This window comes from Pedobacter fastidiosus (assembly GCF_014306625.1).
Classification (GTDB): Bacteria; Bacteroidota; Bacteroidia; order Sphingobacteriales; family Sphingobacteriaceae; genus Pedobacter; species Pedobacter fastidiosus.
This window is the reverse complement of the sequence record NZ_JACRYL010000009.1, coordinates 47,835-72,018: the sequence shown is the minus strand read 5'-3', so window position 1 is coordinate 72,018 and position 24,184 is coordinate 47,835. Positions and strand designations below refer to the sequence as shown.

General features: G+C 34.3%; 22 protein-coding genes and 1 tRNA gene. 11 read left to right on the top strand and 12 right to left on the bottom strand.

Annotation, left to right across the window (positions count from 1 at the left end; all coding sequences use genetic code 11):
- Positions 1 to 60: 60 nt before the first annotated feature.
- A complete protein-coding gene (locus tag H7U22_RS11485) occupies positions 61 to 1,416 on the bottom strand; it encodes an OmpA family protein (RefSeq protein WP_187071500.1) in 1,356 nt (451 codons plus the stop codon).
- A gap of 172 nt (positions 1,417 to 1,588) precedes the next feature.
- Between H7U22_RS11485 and H7U22_RS11480 the strand changes: the two genes are divergently transcribed.
- Entirely contained in the window at positions 1,589 to 2,884 is a 1,296-nt protein-coding gene (locus tag H7U22_RS11480; protein WP_187071499.1) for an aminopeptidase P family protein, read from the top strand.
- A 34-nt stretch (positions 2,885 to 2,918) separates the two neighbouring features.
- On the opposite strand, the gene meaB is transcribed toward H7U22_RS11480, so the two are convergent.
- Positions 2,919 to 3,818, bottom strand: coding sequence for a methylmalonyl Co-A mutase-associated GTPase MeaB (meaB, locus tag H7U22_RS11475; protein ID WP_187071498.1), 900 nt, complete (start codon positions 3,816 to 3,818; stop codon positions 2,919 to 2,921).
- Between the two features lie 93 nt (positions 3,819 to 3,911).
- Here meaB and H7U22_RS11470 point away from each other — a divergent pair, with 93 nt between their 5' ends.
- The 8 genes from H7U22_RS11470 to H7U22_RS11435 all read left to right on the top strand — a co-directional run bounded on the left by H7U22_RS11470 (position 3,912) and on the right by H7U22_RS11435 (position 12,601).
- Positions 3,912 to 4,790 carry a glycosyltransferase family 2 protein gene (locus tag H7U22_RS11470; protein ID WP_187071497.1) on the top strand — a complete coding sequence of 293 codons (879 nt, stop codon included), beginning with the start codon at positions 3,912 to 3,914 and terminating at the stop codon, positions 4,788 to 4,790.
- Positions 4,791 to 5,777 carry a glycosyltransferase family 2 protein gene (locus H7U22_RS11465; RefSeq protein WP_187071496.1) on the top strand — a complete coding sequence of 329 codons (987 nt, stop codon included), beginning with the start codon at positions 4,791 to 4,793 and terminating at the stop codon, positions 5,775 to 5,777. It abuts the gene before it with no gap.
- A 131-nt stretch (positions 5,778 to 5,908) separates the two neighbouring features.
- A complete protein-coding gene (locus H7U22_RS11460; protein WP_187071495.1) occupies positions 5,909 to 7,735 on the top strand; it encodes an ABC transporter ATP-binding protein in 1,827 nt (608 codons plus the stop codon).
- A gap of 2 nt (positions 7,736 to 7,737) precedes the next feature.
- Positions 7,738 to 8,541, top strand: coding sequence for a glycosyltransferase family protein (locus H7U22_RS11455; RefSeq protein WP_187071494.1), 804 nt, complete (start codon positions 7,738 to 7,740; stop codon positions 8,539 to 8,541).
- Entirely contained in the window at positions 8,538 to 9,437 is a 900-nt protein-coding gene (locus H7U22_RS11450; protein ID WP_187071493.1) for a glycosyltransferase family 2 protein, read from the top strand. The genes H7U22_RS11455 and H7U22_RS11450 overlap by 4 nt, the downstream gene beginning before the upstream one ends.
- Before the next feature lie 57 nt (positions 9,438 to 9,494).
- The gene (locus H7U22_RS11445; RefSeq protein ID WP_187071492.1) at positions 9,495 to 10,676 is read left to right on the top strand and encodes a glycosyltransferase; all 1,182 of its coding nucleotides are present in this window, start codon (positions 9,495 to 9,497) and stop codon (positions 10,674 to 10,676) included.
- A 2-nt stretch (positions 10,677 to 10,678) separates the two neighbouring features.
- Positions 10,679 to 11,500 (top strand): glycosyltransferase family 2 protein, encoded by an 822-nt coding sequence (locus H7U22_RS11440; RefSeq protein WP_187071491.1) that lies wholly within the window; start codon positions 10,679 to 10,681, stop codon positions 11,498 to 11,500.
- A 195-nt stretch (positions 11,501 to 11,695) separates the two neighbouring features.
- Entirely contained in the window at positions 11,696 to 12,601 is a 906-nt protein-coding gene (locus tag H7U22_RS11435) for a glycosyltransferase family 4 protein (protein WP_187071490.1), read from the top strand.
- Here the strand turns inward: H7U22_RS11435 and H7U22_RS11430 are convergent.
- From H7U22_RS11430 to H7U22_RS11405, 6 genes are all read right to left on the bottom strand, one after another.
- Entirely contained in the window at positions 12,598 to 13,404 is an 807-nt protein-coding gene (locus H7U22_RS11430; protein ID WP_187071489.1) for a class I SAM-dependent methyltransferase, read from the bottom strand. The two genes, H7U22_RS11435 and H7U22_RS11430, sit on opposite strands and share 4 nt — an antisense overlap.
- The gene (locus H7U22_RS11425) at positions 13,394 to 14,317 is read right to left on the bottom strand and encodes a nucleotide-diphospho-sugar transferase (protein WP_187071488.1); all 924 of its coding nucleotides are present in this window, start codon (positions 14,315 to 14,317) and stop codon (positions 13,394 to 13,396) included. Before H7U22_RS11425 ends, H7U22_RS11430 begins: the two co-directional genes overlap by 11 nt.
- A complete protein-coding gene (locus H7U22_RS11420; protein WP_222621851.1) occupies positions 14,314 to 15,006 on the bottom strand; it encodes an FkbM family methyltransferase in 693 nt (230 codons plus the stop codon). The genes H7U22_RS11425 and H7U22_RS11420 overlap by 4 nt, the downstream gene beginning before the upstream one ends.
- Before the next feature lie 16 nt (positions 15,007 to 15,022).
- A complete protein-coding gene (locus H7U22_RS11415) occupies positions 15,023 to 16,108 on the bottom strand; it encodes an acyltransferase family protein (RefSeq protein WP_187071487.1) in 1,086 nt (361 codons plus the stop codon).
- A 107-nt stretch (positions 16,109 to 16,215) separates the two neighbouring features.
- Positions 16,216 to 17,244: a LacI family DNA-binding transcriptional regulator gene (locus tag H7U22_RS11410; RefSeq protein ID WP_187071486.1), complete on the bottom strand. Its 1,029-nt coding sequence runs from the start codon at positions 17,242 to 17,244 to the stop codon at positions 16,216 to 16,218.
- 416 nt (positions 17,245 to 17,660) lie between these two features.
- Positions 17,661 to 17,768, bottom strand: a tRNA-Asp gene (locus H7U22_RS11405).
- A 156-nt stretch (positions 17,769 to 17,924) separates the two neighbouring features.
- On the opposite strand from H7U22_RS11405, the gene H7U22_RS11400 reads away from it, so the two are divergent.
- Both H7U22_RS11400 and H7U22_RS11395 read left to right on the top strand, forming a co-directional pair.
- Positions 17,925 to 18,401, top strand: a complete 477-nt coding sequence (locus H7U22_RS11400) for an Lrp/AsnC ligand binding domain-containing protein (protein WP_109931046.1) — start codon at positions 17,925 to 17,927, stop codon at positions 18,399 to 18,401.
- Positions 18,402 to 18,683: 282 nt separating this feature from the next.
- Positions 18,684 to 18,866 (top strand): hypothetical protein, encoded by a 183-nt coding sequence (locus H7U22_RS11395; protein WP_187071485.1) that lies wholly within the window; start codon positions 18,684 to 18,686, stop codon positions 18,864 to 18,866.
- Between the two features lie 70 nt (positions 18,867 to 18,936).
- Here the strand turns inward: H7U22_RS11395 and feoB are convergent, their stop codons facing one another.
- The 4 genes from feoB to H7U22_RS11375 form a co-directional block, all read right to left on the bottom strand.
- On the bottom strand, positions 18,937 to 21,051 hold the full coding sequence (gene feoB / locus H7U22_RS11390; RefSeq protein WP_187071637.1) for a ferrous iron transport protein B: 2,115 nt from the start codon (positions 21,049 to 21,051) through the stop codon (positions 18,937 to 18,939).
- 5 nt (positions 21,052 to 21,056) lie between these two features.
- Positions 21,057 to 21,272 carry a FeoA family protein gene (locus tag H7U22_RS11385; protein WP_187071484.1) on the bottom strand — a complete coding sequence of 72 codons (216 nt, stop codon included), beginning with the start codon at positions 21,270 to 21,272 and terminating at the stop codon, positions 21,057 to 21,059.
- A gap of 97 nt (positions 21,273 to 21,369) precedes the next feature.
- Positions 21,370 to 23,721 (bottom strand): TonB-dependent receptor domain-containing protein, encoded by a 2,352-nt coding sequence (locus H7U22_RS11380; RefSeq protein ID WP_187071483.1) that lies wholly within the window; start codon positions 23,719 to 23,721, stop codon positions 21,370 to 21,372.
- A gap of 102 nt (positions 23,722 to 23,823) precedes the next feature.
- The gene (locus H7U22_RS11375; RefSeq protein ID WP_187071482.1) at positions 23,824 to 24,141 is read right to left on the bottom strand and encodes a carboxypeptidase-like regulatory domain-containing protein; all 318 of its coding nucleotides are present in this window, start codon (positions 24,139 to 24,141) and stop codon (positions 23,824 to 23,826) included.
- Between the last annotated feature and the right edge of the window lie 43 nt (positions 24,142 to 24,184).

Sequence of the window (24,184 nt, the reverse complement as noted above, 5' to 3'; positions counted from 1 at the left end):
AAGGCACAAAAAAAGTCCCGATTCGCATCGGGACTTTCTTTTAAACTTTATATTGAAATACTAGTTTCTAGCAGTTTCAACACGACGGTTTTCAATACGACCTTCTTCAGTATCGTTAGAAGCAATTGGATTAGCTTCACCGTTTCCTTTAGTAGCAACTTGACTAGCGTTAACACCAGAGTTTACTAAGTAAGTTTTAACAGAATTTGCTCTGTCTTTAGATAATTTCAAGTTATATGCAGCAGTACCTTCGCTTGAAGCGTAACCGTTTACAGTTACTTTACCACCGTTTTCACGTAACACTGAAGATAATTTATCTAAAGTTGGATAAGATTCAGTTTTTAAAACTGATGAGTTGAAATCAAAACCGATTTTTTCGAAACCTGTTACACCAGTAGCTGGAGCAGTAGTTGCAACTGGAACTGGAAGAGGACAACCTGAACCATCAACAGCAGTACCTGCAGGAGTTCCTGGGCATTTGTCAAATTGATCAGCAACACCGTCACCGTCAGTATCTTTTTTCAAATCTTCAACAGATTTTTCAACAGCAGTAACACGAGTTTTTAAAGCTTCAACTTCTTGACGTAAAGTTGGATCTTTTAATTCGTCATACATTGTAGCTAATGGGTTAGTCCATTCTAAGCTAGGTTTAGCAGAAGAACCTAAAGAGAACTCTAAACCAGCATAACCGTAAGAGAAGTGATCTTTAGTAGTACCTTTTGCATAAACTCCATCAAAGTTATCAGCGTCAACAAAGTTCATAGTGTAACCTAAGTTAAAGTTAACACGCTCAGAAACTTTGAATTTAACACCAGCACCAACTGGAATATAAAATCCTTTTACGTAATCTTTAGCTTCGTGTTTGTCTCCAACTGGACCTGTAGAATTACCTTTCCAGTCAGTAACAGTTCCGTTAGAAGCCGTAACTTTTGGAGCGTAAGCTAAATAACCACCACCGGCAGTTAAGAAGAAACCTACTGAATTCTCACGACGTAAGAAATCGATAGAACCAACATTTACAACACCACGTAAATCTACAGCATATTGTAATTCAGTTTCGAATTCTCTGTTTGTAGAACCTGCACCTGTAGTAGTCAAATCGTTAGATCCTGAAACTTTACCACGTAATCCGTTTAATTCTAAAGCGAATGAGTGACCTAATTGTTTACGGATATTTAAACCGTAACCTAAGTTAACATCCCATTTGTTGAAGTCATTTGAACCACCGATAGCAATAACTGGAGCTAATACACCTCCGTTAACACCGATTGACCAAGTTCTGTACTGTCCTCTTCCACCAAATACCTTGGTTGAAGAAGTTGTTGCAGGCGCATCTTGAGCGACAGCAAGAGTCGCAACTCCTGTTAATGCCACTAAAGAAAGTGCAACACTTTTCTTTAAAGTAGAATAATTCATAATCTTTTTCTTTTTTAAGGGTTAAACAATTGTATTGATTAATTTTTTAAGTAATCGCAAAATTAAACAAAATTTTAAATTTTCAAACTTTTATACAAACTCCGTTCCAAACTTTACGATAATTAATCATTTTCTTACATTTGATCTTTACCAAGTTAAAAGTACAATAATTATGAAATATCCTACAATTGATCAATCCCTATTCATATTAAACAGAAATAATTTCGCTAAGGAACTAAAAAACAACTCTTTAGCCATATTTCAAGCTAATGACGAGTTCCCTAGAAGCGGCGATCAAAACTTCATTTTTAAACAAAATCCAGATTTATTTTATTTATCAGGAATTGATCAAGAACAAACCATATTGCTATTATACCCCGATTGTCCTAATCCTTTGTACAGACAAGTCCTGTTTTTAAGACAGACAAATGATTACATAAAAGTTTGGGAAGGTTATAAGTACACCAAAGAGCAGGCAAAGGAAGCATCAGGCATCGAAAGCATTTATTGGTTAGAAGATTTTGATAATATTTTGCACAGTATAATTCATTATGCAGATAATATTTATCTAAATACGAATGAAAATGATCGCTATGCACACGCTGTTCCTTATCGCGATATCCGTTTTATAGAGCAAATGCGCTCTAAATACCCTTTGCATCATTACGAACGCTCTGCCCCTATCATGCGTGGGTTACGAGCAATTAAATCTGACATCGAAATTGAGCTGACCCAAAAAGCTTGTGCAATTACTAGAGATGCTTTTGTTCGGGTTTTAAAATTTACTAAACCTGGAGTTAAAGAATATGAAATCGAAGCAGAAATTATTCACGAGTTTATTCGCCAAGGTGGAACAGGCCATGCTTATACACCAATAATAGCATCTGGACACAACGCAAATATCCTTCACTATAATGACAACAATCAAGAGTGTAAAGAAGGAGATGTAATTCTATTTGATTTTGGAGCAGAATACGCCAATTACAATGCAGATATGAGCCGTTCAATCCCTGTAAACGGCCGTTTTAGCAAAAGGCAAAAAGAGGTTTACAATGCTGTTCTTCATGTAATGAAAGAGGCTACAAAGTTAATCGTTGCTGATACGGTTTGGAATACTTACCACGAACAAGTTGGTGAAATTATGACAGAGCAATTAATAAATTTAGGATTGATTTCAACGGCTGATGTAAAAAATCAAAGTGCGCAATGGCCAGCATACAAAAAATATTTTATGCATGGAACTTCGCATCATTTAGGAATAGATGTACATGATTTCGCAGGGCGATATACACCATTCGCTGTCGGAAACATTTTGACGGTGGAGCCTGGGATTTATATTCCTGAGGAGGGATTAGGCATTCGTTTGGAAAACAACATTCTAATCACATCATCTGGAAATTTAGATTTAATGGCCGATATTCCTTTAGAAGCAGAAGAAATTGAAGACATCATGAATGGAGGTAATTAACAATTAACCAATTTGAATAGTTAATCATTTAAGCTTATTCTCTATTTAAAAATTCATCTGCAAAGCGATAAATATTAAAATCACTTTTTTTCAAGGCTTCGTGAATACCATCGCGAAGCCTTTTTTTATCTACATTTTGCATTTTTCGAATCTGGATAATTTTCCACGCCTTTTCAGCAAAAAGAAATTCCTTTTTATTATTAACAGATTCTATAGGTTTAATAATCCATTCGCAAAGCGCTTCGACACCTTCATTTTTATCTGCGATCGTTTTTAAAATCGGAATAGATTTAACACCCTGATGAACGATCTTTTTTAAATTATTCGCAAATGTGTCGGCACCATCTCTATCTGCTTTATTAACAACAAAGCAATCGGCAATTTCCATCAAGCCAGATTTAATATTTTGCACCTCATCACCAGATTCGGGCACCAGAACAACCACAGTTTTATCTGCCAAGCCAGCAATTTCTACTTCTGATTGCCCAACGCCTACAGTTTCTACCAAAATTAAATCGAAGTTAGATGCCTTTAAAACATCAACCATTTCAATGGTTTTTGCCGAGATCCCACCTAATGCGCCACGAGTTGCCAAAGAACGGATAAATACATTTGGATTATTAAACTGTCCGGCCATCCTTATTCGATCACCCAACAAAGAACCAAAATTAAAGGGTGAAGTTGGATCAATCGCTAAAATCGCAATCCGTTTGTTTAAAGCGGTAAAATGATTAGTTATCGCATTTACCAAAGTGCTTTTCCCTGCTCCCGGCGGACCAGTTATACCCATAACAGGAACATCAGCTCTACTATCCAAATCTCGAAGAATTAAAGCAGATGGCACAAGATCATTCTCAACAAGCGTTAATGTTCTTGCTAAAACCTTATAATTGCCTTGCTTTATCTCGTTTAAAATGGATAGATGTGGATTCATCAATAAAACTATCTTTGTACAAAGAAACAGATTTATTTTTAATCGCTATTGTGAAGCAGGCATTGATTTAGCCCGAAGCAATCTATTTTATATATGAAAGTTACCGGATTTACCTTTATCAGAAATGCAATCGCAAATGATTATCCAGTTAAAGAAGCTATCCTTTCTATTTTACCGCTGTGTGATGATTTTGTAATCGCCCTCGGCAACTCTACAGATGAAACAGCCGATTTGGTTAAATCTATCGACCCCAAAAAGATCAAAACCATAGATACTATTTGGGATGAAAGTAAGCGGGAGGGCGGATGTGTTTTTGCCGATGAAACCAATAAAGCTTTAGCTCTAATTCCATCAGATACCGATTGGATGATTTATATTCAAGGTGATGAAGCCATCCATGAGGATTATTTGCCATTGATAAAAAAGGAAATGGAACTCGAGCTCAAAAACGATAACATTGAAGCGCTTTTATTAAAATACAAACATTTTTATGCCTCATACGATTATCTCGCTGAATCCAGAAGATGGTATAGAAGGGAAGTCAGAATTATCAAAAATTTGCCAGGCGTTCAATCTTACAGAGATGCCCAGGGGTTTAGAATTAACGACAGAAAGCTAAAAGTTAAGTTAATCGATGCTTATATATATCATTATGGCTGGGTAAAACCACCGAAAGGCTTGCAAGGAAAAGTGCGTAACTTTAATCAGTATTATCAAACCGAAGAATGGATTGAAGAAAATTATCCAGTTCAAAATACGTTTGATATGCATAATGCCGATCGTTTGGTTCATTTTAAAGGAACGCATCCAAAAGTGATGAAACCCAGAATTGATGCAGCTAACTGGAAGTTTGAGCAAGATTTAACTAAGCAAACCCCTAAAATGAATTTCAGACGGCGTGTTTTGCAAAAAATTGAAGATTTAACAGGTATGCGTTTATTTGAATACCGTAATTATAAAATTGTAAAGTAGATGCAAAAAAGCGTTTCCATCGTAATCCCAAATTATAACGGCGAGCATCTGCTAGAAAAATATTTACCTTCGGTTTTTACCGCAGCAGAAAACGCTAAAACCATTTTCGAAGTTATTGTAATTGATGATGGATCAAAAGACGAAAGCATCAATTTTATTAAATCGAATTATCCCAATGTTAAGCTCCTGGTTAATGATAGAAACCGAGGGTTTTCTTACACTTGTAATCATGGCATTCGCAAAGCGCAGTACGAACTCATTTTACTTTTAAACTCTGATGTAAAATTAACGCCTGATTATTTTGAGCATCAATGGAAATACTTTAATAAGCCAGATACTTTCGGTGTAATGGCTCGTATTATGAGTTTTGATGAAGGTAGAATTGAGGATGCAGCTCGCTTATTATATTACAGCGGTTGCAGAATAAAAGCAAACAAATTCTACTACAGCGAAAATCCAACTGATGAAAACGTTTTTACAGCTTACCTTTCTGGGGCTAATGCATTGGTAGATGCTAAAAAACTAAAGGAACTAGGTGGTTTCGATGAAATTTATTCCCCTTTCTCATCAGAAGATTTTGATTTAAGCTTACGGGCATGGCAATTGGGCTGGAAATGTTATTATGAACATCAAGCATTTTGTTTTCATCACGTTAGTGGAAGTACTAAAACGCAGATAAAATCTAATTTCATTAAGAAAATTTATTACCGCAATCGGTATATTTTGCAAGGCATCCATTTACAGGGATTAAGAAAAACACTGTGGCCTTTACAACAAATTTTATCAGAGCTTTTACCAAAAATGCTCACTGGAAAATTTTGGGTTTTGCAGAGTTATAATGACTATCTAGCTCATAAAAAACCCATTATTTCGAGCCGTGAAAGGCTTAAAATATTAAAGAAAAAATACAATTCTGACTTAAATATTTCTGACGTGATGGTGATAATTAATCAATCTATAAGTACAAAGAAAATTAAACGATTGTAATTTTAAATCTAGCAAGTCTTCAAAACCAACTAGGTTTATTTGAAAAACGTACATTTGCCAAGTTTTAACAAGATTTTTCATGGAGATGTTTTAAGTTCATCATCCATTTTACATATACCATTTTACATAAAATGAAGATCTACTTTCGTTTATTATCCTTCGCTAAGCCAATAGAAAAATTTGCTATACCTTATGTTATCGCAACGCTTTTATCTATTATCTTTAATACATTCCTTTTTACTTTACTGGGGCCATTAATGCAGACTCTTTTTTTAAAAGACAACTGCGTTAAACCTATACCAGTTTCCACGGAAAAATCTATGTTTGACCCTAGAGAGCTTTTCCAAAGCTACATTGATAAGATTAGTTTGCAACATAGCGAGGTTTATGCACTTCAGATTATTTGCGTAGTAATTGTAATTACTGTTTTTCTTGCCAATTTCTTCCGTTATTTTTCACAAAGATATATGGAAGACCTAAGAGTACATACGCTCCTTAATATGCGCAAAACCGTGTTCGATAATGTTATGAATCTTCACGTAGGTTATTTTAACAATGAAAGAAAAGGAGATATCATTTCTAAAGTAGCTTCTGATGTACAAGTAGTTCAATTTACGGTAACTAATACACTTCAGGTTATTTTTAAAGAGCCATTGCAGTTGATATTCTTCATTGCTGTATTGCTTTCTATTTCTGTAAAACTAACATTGTTTTCTTTATTGGTAATCCCGATTTCTGGTTTCATTATCAGTAAAATTGTAAAAAGATTAAAACAACAAGCTACACAGTCCCACGAATCTTTTGCAAAAATGATTGGTTTCTTAGATGAATCCTTAAGTGGCATAAAAATTATAAAGGCTTTTAATGCTACAGAACGAGTAAAAGATAAATTTGGTGAAGAAAATAAATTTTATTCTTTTCTAAATAGAAAGATGGCAAGAAGACAGCAACTGGCGTCGCCAGTTTCGCAGACACTTGGCGTTTTGGTTGTCGTATTTATCCTTCTATATGGAGGAACCATGATTTTAACTGGACAAGGAGACTTAAAAGGCGGTGCATTTGTGGTTTACCTTGCAACTTTTAGTCAGGTTATGCAACCTATAAAGGCGTTAACAGATTCTTTTAGTAGCATTCATTCGGGAATTTCTGCTGGCGAACGTGTTTTAGCATTAGTGGATACTAAACCTGATCTTATAAACAAGCCAAATGCTGAAGTGCTAACAGGATTCAGCACGGCTTTAACCATAGAAAATGTTTCTTTCAATTATGGTGAAAAGCAGGTTTTAACCAGCATTAATATCAATATAGAAAAGGGAAAAACAATTGCTTTAGTTGGCCCATCTGGTGGTGGAAAAAGCACATTAATGGACTTAATTCCACGTTTCCACGATCCTAAATCCGGCTCCATAAAAATTGATGGAATCGATTATAGAGACTTAACCGTAGAAAGTATCCGTTCGCAAATGGGAACTGTTAACCAAGAATCTTTCCTTTTTAACGATTCTATTTTTAATAACATTGCTTTTGCCAAACCAAACGCAACCGAAGAAGAAGTTATCGCAGCCGCTAAAATTGCAAATGCGCACGAATTTATTTTAAATACAGAAAGTGGCTATCAAACTTTTGTGGGAGATCGTGGAAATAGACTCTCTGGCGGACAAAGACAACGTGTTTGTATTGCAAGAGCAGTACTTGCGAATCCACCAATTATGTTGTTAGATGAAGCAACCTCGGCGCTTGATACCGAATCAGAAAAATTAGTTCAAGAAGCATTAAATAATTTGATGAAAAACCGAACTTCGATTGTAATTGCCCATCGTTTAAGCACCATCCAACATGCGGATCAAATTGTAGTTATAGATAAAGGTGAGGTTTTAGAAACTGGAAGTCATACTGAATTGTTAAACAAAAATGGCCTTTATAGGAGATTAATTGATATGCAGGCTTTTAACGATTAAGCATGAGTGATCTTTTAAACATAGCAAAACCGATTACCGAACAAGAATATCCTTTCGAGTTTTCGATTTGCACATTGGTGACTAGAAAAACGGAATACGAAGAAATGCTTCAGTCTTTTTTAGATAAAGGCTTTAATCAAAACCGTTGCGAATTCTTATATGCCGATAATATCGCCAAGAATAATCATGATGCCTTTTCAGCCATCAATCAATTTTTTAGACAAGCAAAAGGTAAATACATTATTATCTGCCATCAGGATATTTTAATTAATAAAGATAGCTATACAGAACTAAAAAGCTGTCTAAAAGAATTAGATGAGAAAGATCCTACTTGGGGTGTTTGTGGTAATGCTGGGGCTGCTGGCCCAAATTACATTGTTTACCATATCTCCTACCCCGATGGCTCTTTTATGAATAAGGGAAATTTTCCATTGCAAGTGACTGGACTAGATGAAAATTTTCTGTTAATTAAAAACAGTGCTAATTTAAAAGTATCCAATAATTTAGATGGCTTTCATCTTTATGGAACTGATCTGGTCCTTCAGGCAGAACTAAATGGCTATTCATCTTATGTTATCCCTTTCAATTTAATACATAAAAGTCGTGGTAACCGCAATGAGGATTTTTTCAGGATAAGGAAAGCCTTGATTAAAAAATATAGCCATTTCTTTAGGAGCCGATGGGTACAAACCAACTCAACTGTTTTTCACCTGTCAGGATCATTAGTAGGTAACCTTTTAGGTAATCCTATTTTTTTGTTTTTTTTAAGAATGTGGAATGGTTTAAAGAAAAGAGCTAAATCATGAAAACTCAGCTTACAGTTTCCATAGCAATCTGTACTTTTAACGGAGAAAAATACCTGCAAGAACAGCTTGATTCAATAATCAATCAATCTTATCAAAACCTAGAAATTATCATTGTTGATGATTGCTCTACAGATGGAACAATTACACTCCTAAAAAAATATCAAACGGAAAACACCAACATAAAGCTTGTTCTAAATGAGATAAATATTGGATTTAACCAAAATTTTAAAAAAGCCATTCAACTCTGTACTTCTGATTTCATTGCGATTGCAGACCAAGATGATATTTGGGAAACAGAAAAAATAGCCCTGCTTGTTAAAAAAATTGGCAATAACCTTTTGCTTTATCATGATTCTGCGTACATAGATGAAAATGGGAATTTAACAGGTAAAAGCACTAGTTCCCACCATCGCTTCGTATCTGGAAATTGTGCCGAAAAATTAATTTATTACAACTGTATCTCTGGTCACGCTTGTTTAATTAAAAAGGAACTCATAAACCTTTTACCTAAATTCGATCCTGGAATATATTACGATTGGTGGTTGGCTTATACCGCAGCTTGTACAGGAAAAATCGATTACATAACTAACAAACTTGTTCGTCATCGCAAACATGCAGAAAGTTCTACAGGCCAAGATAAAAGTGATGCAAAAAAACTGCGTGTAAAACATTTTCAATTATTCCTAAATCATCCATTAACCCCTAACTCTTTAAAAGTTTTACTCAACAAATTAATAACCTATTATCAACAGCTTAATTACATAAAATTCTCTTTAAAACTTTTCAAACTACTTCTAGCAAATTCTTCATCCCTATTTTTTATTCGTAAAAAATCCTTGTATTCGCAAATCCGTTTTATGATTAAGGAAAGTTCAGGACAAAGAATAAGCGATTAAGAATTAAATATCATATTTTTGCCTACAGCCTTAAATTTAAAGTTTAACCTTTGGTACATGTGGAATAAAGTAAGATCATGGTTTAGTTCCGGAGATTCAAATTCGATTATTAATTATGACTTTTTAGATCAATCAAAAAAAACAATTTTGATTATTGATGATGATATTCCACAACATGATAAATCTTCAGGATCAAAACGCCTGTTCGAACTTATTAAAATTTTCAAAAAGATGGCATTTAACGTTATCTTTTTGCCTAATAACGGCCGGCCTGACGAGCCTTATTATACGCAATTAAAAAATCTTGATGTAGAGGTTCTATTGTTTAATCCCGGTCGAAAAAGCATGCTTAGAAAGCTTAACAAGCTTTTGAGTGCAATTGATTATGCTTGGATTTCCAGGCCCATGTTAAATCGTGCATTTCAACCAATTGTTAGCAAAAATAAAAAGGTCAAAATTATTTTTGACACTGTTGACCTGCATTATATCCGTATGTTGCGACAAGCAGAAAGCGAGCAAAATGAAAAATTAAAGAGAAAGGCATTAAAGTTTAAGAAACTTGAATTACAACTTGCCAAAAATGCAAAAGCTACAGTAACAGTTACCGATACTGAAAAAAAATTGCTAGAAAAAGAATTAATACAAAATGTATTTGTAGTTCCTAATATTCATGAACTAAGTATTCCGAATCACGAAATTCCTTTCTCAGAAAGAAATGGCTTAGTATTTATTGGAGGTTACAAACATGAGCCAAATATAGATGCTGTAAAATGGTTGATTAACGACATTATGCCACAGGTTTGGAATGCATTAGGAAAGATACCCGTTTATTTATTAGGAAGCTATCCAAATGAAGAGGTTTTAAAGCTTGCGAATATTGATGTAATTGTGCCTGGCTATATTGAAGATGTTTCTAAATATTTTTTAAATGCCAAGATTTTTATTGCTCCATTGCGATATGGTGCCGGCATGAAGGGTAAAATTGGTCAAAGTTTAGAATTTGGCTTACCAATCGTTTCTACAACAATTGGTGCAGAAGGGATGAATCTCATTCATGAAAAAAATGTACTTATAGCAGATCAATCGAAAGATTTTGCAAATCAGATTATCACAATTTATCAAGATGAGCAGCTTTGGACTAAAATTAAAAAAAATGCCTTTCAATCAATCGTAAATTACACACCAACTGCAGTAGAAAAACAGCTTGAAAATTTGTTTCAAAATCTTGACTCAAAATAAAAATGGTTAAAAAACTATCCATCATAACAGTCAATTATAATGACAAAAACGGTCTGCAAAAAACCATCGAAAGTGTTGTCAATCAAACTTGGAAGGATTTTGAGTTTATTGTAATTGATGGTGGAAGTAAAGATGGAAGTGCGGAGCTCCTAATCCAGTATCAAAATCGAATTGCTTATGGCATCAGCGAAACCGATAGTGGCGTTTATAATGCAATGAATAAGGGCATAAGAAAGGCGACTGGAGACTATGTCTTGTTTTTAAATAGTGGAGATATATTAAATGATCCGAAAGTATTGGAAAAAGTTGAACAAAATTTAGATTGTACGTTTGGTATTTATTATGGAGATGCAAACTACATTGAAAAAGATGGCGAGCATAAACGAACCTATCCAGATCAACTTTCCTTTAGTTTTTTTCTTGACTATAATTTATCTCATCAAGCAAGTTTTATCAAGAGGAATCTTTTCTTTGATATTTTCCTTTATAATGAAGATTATAAAATCGTTTCAGACTGGGCATTTTTTATTTATGCAATCTGTAACCAAAACGTTCCATATAAGCATCTTAATTTAATTATATGTAAGTACGATACTATGGGGATTTCTTCAATCATTGATAATCATAAAGCTATGCATGAGGAGAGAAGAGCTACAATTCAGAAATACTTCCCCTTATTTATTGAAGATTATAATTCAATCTCTGAAATAAAATCAAAAAGATTTAAGCAGTTTGCTTTTATAAAAAGTCATCCTATTGCTTTCAAAATTTTAAAGGGTTTTATGAATTTGATTTTGGCATTTTTACCAAAATTTAAAAAATAGAGTATGACGAAGGTTCTTTTCGATCACCAAATATTTTCGCTCCAAGTTTATGGAGGGATTTCGAGATATTTCGCTAATATTCAAAATGCTGCGGACAGTGAAAATGATTGTTCAGTTGAAATTGGTATTCTATTTAGCAATAATTATTATATCCAGAATTATAGAGCTCTGCTTCAAAATTCACTAGGAAAATGGTTGTTATCACAACAGGAAAAACGTTACAATTGGAATAAAAAATACTCTAAGTATTTGATTAAAAAAAACGACTTTGATTTACTTCATCCTACCTATTATGAACCGTATTTTCTAAAGAAATTAAAAAAACCTTATGTAATCACTGTTCATGATATGATTCATGAATTATTGCCTGATTCCTTTCCTTCAAATGATGTGGCTGCTCTTCAAAAAAAAGAAGTAATCAAACAAGCAGCAAAAATCATTACCATTTCCGAAACGACTAAAAATGATTTGAAAAATATTCTTGGTATTCCTGATCATCGGATAGAAGTTATTCATCATGGATATCAATTAAAAAAGAAACAGAATGAAATTACAAATCAAGATTCACAAAAAGACGAATACATATTATTCGTTGGCGCAAGGTCTGGATATAAAAATTTCAATCGTTTTATAGTAGCAGTTTCTCCATTACTAAAAAGCAGAACAACCTTGAGATTGATTTGCACTGGCGGAGGAGCATTTCAAAAAGAGGAGATAAATTTGTTTAAAAAATTAGCTATAAGCAATAATATTTTGCAAGCTAATGTTTCTGATGAGCAATTGGACTCACTATACTCTAATGCAATGGCATTTGTTTTCCCTTCCATTTATGAAGGCTTTGGCTTGCCGATTTTAGAGGCATTTCAAAATAGATGCCCTGCAATTTTAAGTAACTCGAATTGCTTTAAAGAAGTTGCGGCCACAGCAGCCGAATATTTCGATCCAAATGATGAGCATTCTATTTTAAATGCAATTATAAAAGTTATCGATCATGTGGATTTTGCCGATGATTTAATTAAAAAAGGAGAAGAAAGGCTTCAACATTTTAAGCCAGAATACTGTGTGCAAAAAACCATTTCTCTATATAAATCTTTGAGTTAAGACAATTTAGTTTTTATAAAACTCCAATCTTTTTGTAGTAAACTTTCCTTTATACCATCAACTTTTCTAAAATAGCGATCAACCTTGCGTTTCATTGTGCGTATTACATAAGGAAGTTTCGCTGGTGTTAAAGGATTAATTGCAAAGCTTTTATCTGTAAAAAGATGTACCCCTTCACCATCCGTGTAAAAATTCAATCCGAATTTTTCCGCAATGTAATTCAAAGAATTTTCTGAATAAAGCGATACGTGTTGTCCGGTTTCGGGAATTAGATACCACCAATCTTGTAGCTTATCAAAACCTGGGTGTAACACTGTTGTAAATAGGAGATTGTTACTGTATTCTAGTATTTTTTCAATTTCAGAAATAGGGTTTGGTAAATGTTCAAAAACTTCAAATGCAGTAACCAATTCAAATTTTGAGTTTATTGTCAGATCGCTTAAATCAAAGAACTCAGCGAACAAATTATCACAATAAATATCAGTATGAAAAAAGTTATATCCTTTATCTCGCATCATTCTAGTGAAAATACCATAACCACCAGCATAATCTAAAAATAAATTATCAGTGTTAAAATATTTAGCCAAAATTGGAATAATTCTATTTCTCAACAATTCATTTCTTTCTACTAGGCCAACGTCAAGTTTAGTAATAGCGGATGAATAAGATTCAGCAAGCCAATAAGGTTCTTCTGTTTGTATAAAACCAGTTTCAAGACATTTAAAATAATCAACATCATATTTGTTAAGAATTTTAAGCGTTAGAATTTTTTCGGTTAACCCGCCTGTTATTTTACTTACCATTTGATAAATAGGTTTTAATTTTTTTCCAAGTGATCGAAAATAGGTTTTTTTTTCGCTTAGTAATAACAAATTCTTTGTTTTGTGTATAGATATCCGCATCAACATTTTGTTTAAACATTACCGGATGTTTTATTAAATCTATTTCCTGCGTGGATTTTACTATTAAAGGATGATCAGCTGAAGTATGTGTTCCATTGATACCCAAGCCAATATTTTTAATTAAATTAACATTTGGCATAATACTTTTGTAACCTTTAATTAGATTGAGGAATGCATACTGATAATCCCATGTATTTATTTCACCTTGAGCTACTTTAGTAAATATATTTTTCCAGTTTGATGCAAAAGGTAAGTGCGCAGGAAAAGCTTTAAAACTAGCATCAAAATGATAATATAAGGAAATTTTATAATCATAATCTTTCCAAACACGTTTCCAGCTTGCCCATCCCCAAACATGAGTTAGGGCAGAAAAATAGTAGCTACCATCACCACGCTGTTGTTCATCCTGGAAATTAGATCCACTTATATGTCCAACTCTAACATCATTATTATAATGATGAAGCAGGTCAGTACAGAAGCCGAAGAAACTGTTATTAGGTAAACAGTCATCTTCTAATACGATTCCCTTTTCAACTTGATTAAAAAACCACTGAATTCCACTACTTACTGCCATCCCGCAACCAAGATTATTATCTCTGAACAATGTTTTTAGTTCACAGTCCCAATCAATTTTATTAAAAACTGCTTTTACTTCTTTGCATTGGGTTTCATCATCCTGATCTCTAGGCCCATCCGCTGCCACATATAAATATTTAGGCGCAACCTCACGAACTTTGTCAAAAACCTGAGATGTAAGTTCAGGCCTATTAAATACTAGCATTAAAATAGGAACATTTTGATCGTAGACCATCATTTCTGTTTTATGGTTTGAAAAATCATAGTTCGTTGTGTTTTTGCAACCAATTCATAATTTTTATCCTTTAAAAAACTATAAACTTCTGATTTTTGGAGATCAGCAAAATCTATTATATCTTCTGCCAAAACAAATTCTGGCCTATACTTTCCCCAATTATTTGATTTCAGTACTTGAAGGTCCAAACCTTCTACATCAACACTCATAAAATCAATATATTGACCAGACCTAATATGTTTATCGAGCACTTCTGCCAGTGGATAAATAAATATATTTTTAGTTTCCTTAATTTTATATTTAGTTGTATTATGTCTTTCTTCAGATAGCTCTTTTGAGAAACTATTTAGAGCAGGTTCATCAAAACAATAAAATTTCAGTTGATCCTGCTTTTCTCCTATTGCAATATTTAAATTGATATCATGCTTTCTATATTTTTCAAAAAGCGCTATTGCATTTGGTGTGGGTTCAATGTTTATTCCTGTCCAACCATTTTCGTAAAAATGTGCTGTATTAGAATATTTGAAGGGATGATGAGCACCAATGTCGATAAAAAACCCTTTTCCCCTGCCACCCATATCTTCAAATAGTGAGCTCAATAATACATCTTCACCATCTTGTGCATAAGACTTTTTAAAATGCTTGATTTCACTATTCTCTTTCTTATTAAAAATTTTTTTTAGGATTTTCACCTTCAAAGATATTCAATTAAAGTGCGACAATCCACCTTAATTTTGTTTTATTTAGCAACCAGATGATTAGTAAACTTAAGCCATAAACCAGTAAAAATCTAAATGAAATAAAGAATAGCATAAATGCAACTGACATTTCTTTGAAAGGAACAAGATGAAATGGTCTGAAGATTTCGGGTAAAAGAGATACCACTAATATGTAATGAATCAAGTAAATTCCGAATGTTGTTTTTCGAGGTTTTAAATATTTAGTAAAATTAAAATTTTTAACTTTTAATAACAGTGCCAACGTTGCTACCGAATAAAAGATATTACTTAACCTAAGCGTATTATATGGATCAACACTTTTTGCATCCATTAGTCTGGTAATATCAAAAACAGCCCATACAAAAGTGATTAAAAAAACTGTTAAATAGATAAAAATGTTGGTTTTACTAACAAAGTTTTCTAACCTATCCCAATAATGATTGCATATGGCGCCTAACCACAAATAAAATATGAAACCAAAGATGGCAATAGTATGTGAAGGTAAAAACCATTCATAATACACATTAATGCTGTAAACCAAACTGCAAATTAAAAGCACTGAACCCAGCCAAAAGCTATATAAGTACTTTTTAAAACACAATAAAATAGCAATGCAAAACATAAAATTAATAATGAACCAATAATTGGTATATAAATAAACCAATTTAATCTTCGACTCCAGTTCTAGGATAAAATGATATTCATCTCCTGACTTATGGATTGCCACATACCTTTGTGCCAAAATTGCAACTAACATTACTAGGGACCACACCAACCATGGCTTAAAAGTATTAGAAAGCCTACGCTTAAAGTATTCCCATGATGAATAGGTGGTAAATTTATCTCCAAGTAAAAAGCCAGCTAAAACAAAAAATGCAATTGTACCAAATTTAGATAATTGAATTAAGCATATATATAAAATGTGCTTTGGCGGGTAACCACTAAATATATAAGTACCATTATAAATAGAATGTTCCATAACTATCCCAATCATAGCTAAACATCTAATCGAATCAATAAATTCGAAGTTTTTTTTTGCTGGAATGGCTAGTAAATCTTGCTCGCTATTACTCATTAAAGTTAAGACGCTGTTGATTAGCGAATATCAACAAAAAATGAGCCTCAATTTTTAATTGAGGCTCATTTAACATTTATGTATAGGAAATATTACATGTAATAAAATTAAATGCCTTTAATTTTCCTTGCACTCGAGCCTCTTATATTTAAAATAGCAGGAAGTACAATTTGCTTATTTCCTGAAGCTTTACTTGTTGCGTTTAATTTAGAAAGCATAATTTTCATGATGTTCTCTGCAATGGCTTCTAAGGGTTGTGCAATTGCCGTTACAGGCGGATTACAGAATTCCAGTAACTCAAAATCATCAAAAGATACTACAGCCAAATCATCAAAAATATTGATGCCCATTTGTCTAAAAGCCCTTAAACCATCCATACAGATATAATTGGCTGCGAAAATTACGGCGTCGCATTGTTTTTCCTTTGATAAGAACTCACTTACCTTATTAATAGAATCTAAAGAATTTTGATAAGGAATTTTTAAAATGAAAGACTGAAGCTTACTGTTTTCAATCGCCATTTCGTAGCCAGATAAGCGATCAATCATTTGTTGCTGTTCGGTATCGATAGTTACAAAGGCAATATTTTTATAACCATTATCAATTAAATGCTGGGTTGCCTTTTCCGTACTTCCCTGGTTATCGATAATAACGTAATCGGTTTTAAGGTCGGGCACATACCGATCAAAAAGAACAACGGGCGCATCGGTTTGCACTAATTTTTTTATTTCTTCTTCCAAGCCTTCGGGCAAGGCCATAATGTAGCCATCAACATGCCGATCTCTAAAAATCTGCAATAATTCGATAGCCTTCTGTGTACTGTTACGCGAGCTACTGAATAAGATTTTATATCCTTTTTCTGAAGCTTTTTCATCAATTAATCTGGCTATGCCCGAAAAAAACGGTTCGGAAATATCATCAACTAAAAACCCGATAATTTTCGTTTTTCCTGTACGTAAACTTTGCGCAAGCGAATTTGGTTGATAATCTAGTTCTGCAACCAGATCCAAAACTCTTTTAATAGAGGCATCACTTATATTATTCTCTTTAGCTTTCCCATTTATTACAAAAGAAACCGTTGTAATAGACATATTTAGCTGGTTAGCTATATCCTTTAACAGAACTTTTTTTTTCATTAAATCTCTATATACAATTTATTTCTACTTTATAAACAGGGTAATATAACAAATTATTTTACGGCTAAACTTAATTTTAAGGAAAGATTGTTAGAATGTATTCGGATTGTTATTATGGAAAAATGGAAAGTGCTTAAAATGAAAAAGAGCAACCCATCCGGGATTGCTCGATTAACTAACTTATTATTCATAAAAAATGCTGTTGGGGAAGGAGTCGAACCTTCAAGGGGTAGTTAGCTACAGTTCAAAAAATTAATTGTGGTCAACCCAATAAACTGCGTTTGTCCCATTATTCCCCACCACCGAGACAAGGAGGCGTGTCTGCCAGTTTCACCACCCAACATTGTAAGTCCTCAGTCTTGAGTCTGTAGTCCATAATTTAACGATTTAAGACTTCTGACTCTTGACTAAAGAAGCTGTAGGGGAAGGAGTCGAACCTTCAAGGAGTAGTTAGCCATTACTGGTTTTCCATATTCTCCACCACCGAGACAAGGAGGTGTGTCTGCCTGTTTCACCACCCTACATTATGTTTGGCAATTGTTAAAGAACGTTCCCTTTTTGTTAATTGCTTGATACAAATGTAAAGGAACATCCAATACCTTGCAAATATTTTAAACATTTAATTTTATTTTTATAATATTGATAAATTATTGTAAATTTGCTTATCATAATTCAAAAATATGCTTAAAAAAGACAATTCCAATTTAGAAATTGACAACCTCGATATCGATATCTTGAAACAATTGATGCAGGATGCCACAAAACCTTATACTGAAATCGCTAAAGATTTAATCGTTTCTGGAGGAACAATCCACGTTAGGATGAAAAAGCTTCATGAAATGGGCATTATAAAAGGCTCTCATTTAATTATCGATCCGCAGAAAGCCGGATATGACATTTGTGCCTTTTTAGGGATTTACTTGGAAAAGGGAATTCAGTATAAAGATGCCGTTGCACAACTGAGCAAAATAAAAGAAGTGGTGGAGTTGCATTACACAACAGGCTCTTATAGTATGTTCGCTAAAATTATATGCAGAGATACCAACCATTTGCGCCATGTTTTAAATGAAGAAATCCAAGCGGTAAATGGAATCCAACGTACAGAAACTTTAATATCATTAGAGGAAAGCATTAAGAGACAGATTGAGTTGGGGTAAAAGTGCCTCGCCCTTTGAAAGTTTTGTAGTTGGGCTTGGGTAGTGCAGTCCCTCTCCCAAAGAGAGGGAAACAATATTTTGTACTGATAACCCATAGCTTATAAAGTAGAGATACAAGCGGTTAAGGGTAACCGACGTACTGAAGCTTTAATCTTGAAAGAAAGCATTAAAAGGCAGATAGATTTGGGGTAAAAGCTTAAAGCAGAAAGACCAAAGTGAAAAGGCCAAAGCGAAGATGATATATGATTTGGGCGTTTTAACACGCTTTCCGCTATATCCCCGATGAAAAATCGGGGGATGCCGCTTCTATCGTTAACGCAACCATTATTAAACGGACTACTTACTGCTCTCCCATTTAGCCCCGATTGTAGTGAGCACGAAGCCACAGCTTTTTCGGCTGATGGCGCAGTAAAATGGAAAGCTCCAAAGGAGTCCCTTTGGGACAGGAAGACACTTAAATCTTAGCATTGAATTTGCGCTCCAAATAAATTGAACAGTTAATAAACAACAGAAAAAAATCTAGGTGTTTGGATTTCTACTTAAGAAATTGATAAGCTATCAATGCAGCTACATATGCCATGGCCGTCATATACGCCAATTGAATTACTGGCCATTTCCATCCTTTTGTTTCGCGGTAAACAATAGCAACCGTACTCATGCACTGCATGGCAAAAGCATAAAATAACATAAGAGAAATCCCTGTTGCAAATGTGTATACAGGTAAACCGGTTTTACTATTTACCGATGCCTCCATTCTTTGCCTAATGGTTACGCTATCCTCATCGCCACCATCTACACTATAAATAGTTGCCATAGTACCTACAAAAGCTTCACGAGCAGCGAAAGAAGTAATTAAACCTATCCCAATTTTCCAATCGTAACCCAAAGGGCGAATGGCGGGCTCAATAAAATGACCCAAAATACCAACATAAGAGTTTTCTAATTTTTCGGTTGCTACTAATGTTTTAATGTGATCGGTGTTTTTGGTTGTATCTGCCAAGGCAGAAGCATATTTTTGATCAATGTTATCGAAACGATTTCCTGGCCCGAAAGAAGCTAAAACCCAAAGAATAATGGAAATGGCGATGATTACTTTACCCGCCTCGAAAACGAAGGTTTTAGATTTCTCGTACATGGTAAAGAGTACATTTTTCCATCTAGGCATCCGATAGATGGGCAATTCCATTATAAAATATGATTTCTCTTTTGTCTTGATAATGATTTTCATTACCCAAGCCACTACAATGGCAGCCACAAAACTCACCAAATACATAACCATTAGGGCTAAGCCTTGCAAGCTTATTATTCCTAAAATTGTTTTTGAAGGAATGATGATGGAGATTAACAAAATGTAAACTGGCAACCTTGCAGAACAACTAATTAGTGGCGTAACCATAATGGTAATCATTCTGTCTTTCCAGTTTTCGATATTTCTTGCAGCCATAATAGAGGGTACAGCACAAGCTAAACCACCAATCATAGGTACTACAGATTTTCCGTTCAAGCCCACTTTACTCATGATTTTATCCATCATAAAAGTAACTCTAGACATGTATCCGGTATCTTCAAGAATGGAAATAAAGGCGAAGAGTATGGCAATTTGAGGAATAAATACAAAGATCCCGCCTAAGCCTGCAACTACGCCATCGAGGAGTAAATCGGTTAACATCCCAGCAGGCAAATGTTCGTGCCCCATTGAAGTAATCCATCCAAAACCACGTTCTATCCATTCCATTGGATAAGAAGACCACGCGAAAATGGCATTAAAAATTACAAAAAGGATTAGAAGGAAAATTGCAAAGCCCCAAACTTTATGGGTTAGAATTGAATCTAAACGATCGCTAAATGAAAATTTCTGTGCTGTTCCTTTATCTATAACAACATCTGCCAAAATAGTACTTAGATGTTTATACCTAGCAATCGTTTCTGCCGCCTGAACTTTAGCTGATTCAAATTTATGTGCCTGTTCAATCTGCTCAATCTCACCTTGTTCTTGCTCAGTAAAGAAAGTTAAATGTTCGTGCTGATGTAAAACCTGAAGGGCATAGTAATCATTATCAGATTTAATTTTTTTCTTTATCTCACTAATTGCTTCAGGTGCCAGAAAATTAACATCAACAGCTCCGATTTGAGTGGCAATTTTATTCGTGTTTGCAACAGCCTGTTTTAGTTTATCGATGCCAACATTATTTCTTGCAGAAATTGGAATTACCTGCACACCCAATCTTTCTGCAAGTTTATTGATATGGATATAAATTCCCTGTTTATCAGAAAGATCTGTCATGTTTAAAGCCAGTACCATCGGGATACCCAAATCTGCTACCTGCGAAAACAATAACATATTTCGTTTCAGGTTTGAAGCATCTACAATAAGAATAATTACGTCGGGGTGACTGCTATTATCCTTATCTGCAAGTACCTGAAATACAATACTTTCATCTTTACTTTTTGGATAAAGGCTATAAGTTCCAGGCAAATCGATAATTTCTACTTCTTGGCCATCAGCTAATTTGGTGAAGCCAGTTTTTTTATCGACCGTGATTCCGGGAAAATTACCAATTTTTTGATTTAACCCAGTTAAACGGTTAAACAGAGTAGATTTACCAGTATTGGGATTACCAACTAACGCAACTTTAATATCCAAACCCAGCCTATTTATTGAATGATAATAACATCGGCCTCGCTTTTACGCAAGCAAAGCTGATAACCAGCAACACGAATCGCCATCGGATCGCCAAAAGGCGCAAACCGCTCTACTTCAACTACTTCGCCTGGTAGGCATCCCATCTCCATTAACTTTACAGACATTTCTAAATCTGTAAAAGCTACAATTGTTCCTGTTTCGCCGACTTTTAAGTGTGAAAGTTTCATCTACTAATTTGGCGCAAGTTACCCTTTCTTTAGATTTATTCCAAATAAGATAATGCGAACTTGTAATCAAAAAAATATTGTTTGACTATTAGATGATTTAATTTCTCCTTCCGACACCACCAAATCCACCCTCGCCTCTTCCTTCACCATTGCGTCCTCTTCCTTCTCCACCTTGATTTCTATTTTTACCACCCATTCTGTTTAAGGAATATGTAAATGAAAACATAAAATAACGCTTTAAAACATTAAAGCTTACATCTTGAATGGTGTTGTTATTTGCGGTACGGCTTACACCTTGATTTTCGTTTAAAGCATCATTTACGGCAGCTTTAAAAGTTCCTTTATTTTTAAAAAACTGTTTGCTGATGTAAGAATTTATAAGTGTGAAATGAGTGTCGAATCCTTCGCCTCGACCTGTGTTCTGATTATAGTCTGCATCAATAGCCCAACGGATATCTCCAGGAAACATATAGCTTACACTAACATTCGGACTAAAAGTATAATAACGTGTATTGGAGTTTGGCTGAACGGAATAGGTTGCTCTATTTATCGATCCGTTTACACCTGCGGTTAAATCTAACTTATCGAGATTTGAAACCAAACGATAGCCGTTTCCTATAGACCAGCTGTTGGTAATGTTGCGCAAGGAGTTGGTAAAATTAACATCTCTATCATAACTTCCGGCTACGTTAATGTGGAAATTAAGTTTATTCTCTGGCATTAATGGCAAGCTCAGCGCAGAACTTATAGAGCCAGAATAAACACCATTTACGTTTACAGGCAAAACAGCCAGCTTACCTTGGTTTACACCGCTTTCTATTAAACTACTGCTGTTTGCAATCCGGTTTGAAGTTTGCGTTAAGTTCAAGTTTACGAAGAGCGATCGGTTTTTGCCAACCGTAAATGTATTGTAGGCAATGCGAATGTTATTGTTAAACTCGGGTTTCAAATCGGGGTTACCAACGGGAATGCTTTGTGTGTTCGTGTTGTTTGGAATGGGTTGCAATTGCTGAATAGTTGGCTGATTTGTACTGCCACGATAGTTAAAAACCAATCGTTTGCTGTTACTGAAATTATACCTAAACATTGCAGATGGCGTGTAATTAAATACATTTTGTTTAAGCACAAAACCTCGAGAAATGTTATTATTTGTTCGATCGGTATTTTGGACACCCATGCCAATATTCCAATTGTATTTTTGTGCATTGGCATTAAAGCTTAAGCCTGCATTATTGGTTAAAATCGTATTTTCATAAGAATTACTGTAAGTCTGATCAAGTAAATCATATTGTAAAGTAACAGGATTATAATTGTATGTAAAGCGATCTGAAGTATTGTGATTATAACCATTTTGATAATTAAATTCTATACTAAGCATTTTGGAAATTGGTTCGGTATAAACCAATCTTGTATTCTGATTTAGGGATTCGCTTTCCTGATCGTTAAATTGATCGGTTAATCGTGGCGTAGTTACACCGCCCTCAATTCTGGTTTCTGGATTTGTATTGTAATTATCGGCTTCGTTATTATTAATATTGGTATTGAAATTTAAAGATAAAGTTCTACCTCTCCTCATAAATTTTTTACGCAGAAGAATATTATTGCTGATGGATGGTGAGGTATTGTGATTGGTTAAAGTTTGTGTTCCATTAATTTTGTACAGGTTATAATCTCTGGTGTAAATACTACTGTTAATCCCTTCGTTATCGGTATAACTTAAATTCGGCTGGATTCGTAATGAGGTTAGAGAATCGATTTTCGTATCGACCATAAAATTTAAACGGTGGTTCAATCGATCAGAATTATTGGTTTGCTGATTATTGAAAATCGTTTTCGTATCGCCCAGTAAATTCTGGGTTACGCTGTTTCTTAAAATTAAATTATCAGATTTGTTGAAGAAATAACTCATACTCACTTCAGTTTCATCCTTATAAGTATCTGCGTAATTAAACCCACCTGCATTGGTCTCGGTAATTCCTCCTCTCCCGCCATTGTTTCCACCGTTCCCACCACCTAAACCGCCCCCAAAGTTTTGTTTGTTTACATTGTTAAACTGTGCGATCACACTTAATTTCTGATCCTGATCAAAGTGATTAACATTTGCGTTTACATCATATCGATTATCCGATCCATAGCCCACCGTGGTATTCCCAAAATAACCATTCTTCTTATCTTTCTTTGTCGTAATATTAATAATCTTGGTTCTCGAACCATCATCAATTCCAGTAAATTGTGCCTGATCGGAAAGCTCATCAATAATCTGAATCTTATCAATCATATCTGCCGGAAGGTTCTTTGTGGCTAATAAAGGATCATTGCCAAAAAACTCCTTTCCATCAACCTTTACCTTTGTAATGGTTTCGCCTTGGGCTTTTACCGTTCCAGCTTTGTCAACCTCAACACCAGGCAACTTTTTTAATAAATCTTCTACAACTGCATTTTCTACCACTTTAAAAGAGCTTGCATTAAATTCAAGCGTATCTTTTTTAACTACAATCGGCGGAATTTCTGCTTTGATATCTACCGTTTGAAGATCAATCGCGTTGCCTTCTCAAACTAAATCGCCAAGATTAACATCGGTTTTATCTGCTAGAATTGTAAAATCTTTAGTCGAATTTTTTAGGCCCAGAAATGCCGCATACAATCTATAAGTTCCTGGCTGAAGGTTTTTGAAAACAAATTTTCCATCAGTGGCCGTGGTACTTGCGCCAATTACACTAGAGTCTTTTAAACTTTTAATTGCGATAGATGCATAATCTATAGGCGTTTTATCTTTTGATTGAATAATTCTACCGCTAACTGAACCAGTTTTTTGAGCATAAACAACGGAGGAGATTAAAATAAGTAAGAGTGTAAAAACTTTATTCATTCGGCTAGTTTGATGATTTATGGTTTTAAGACTGTTAACCTAC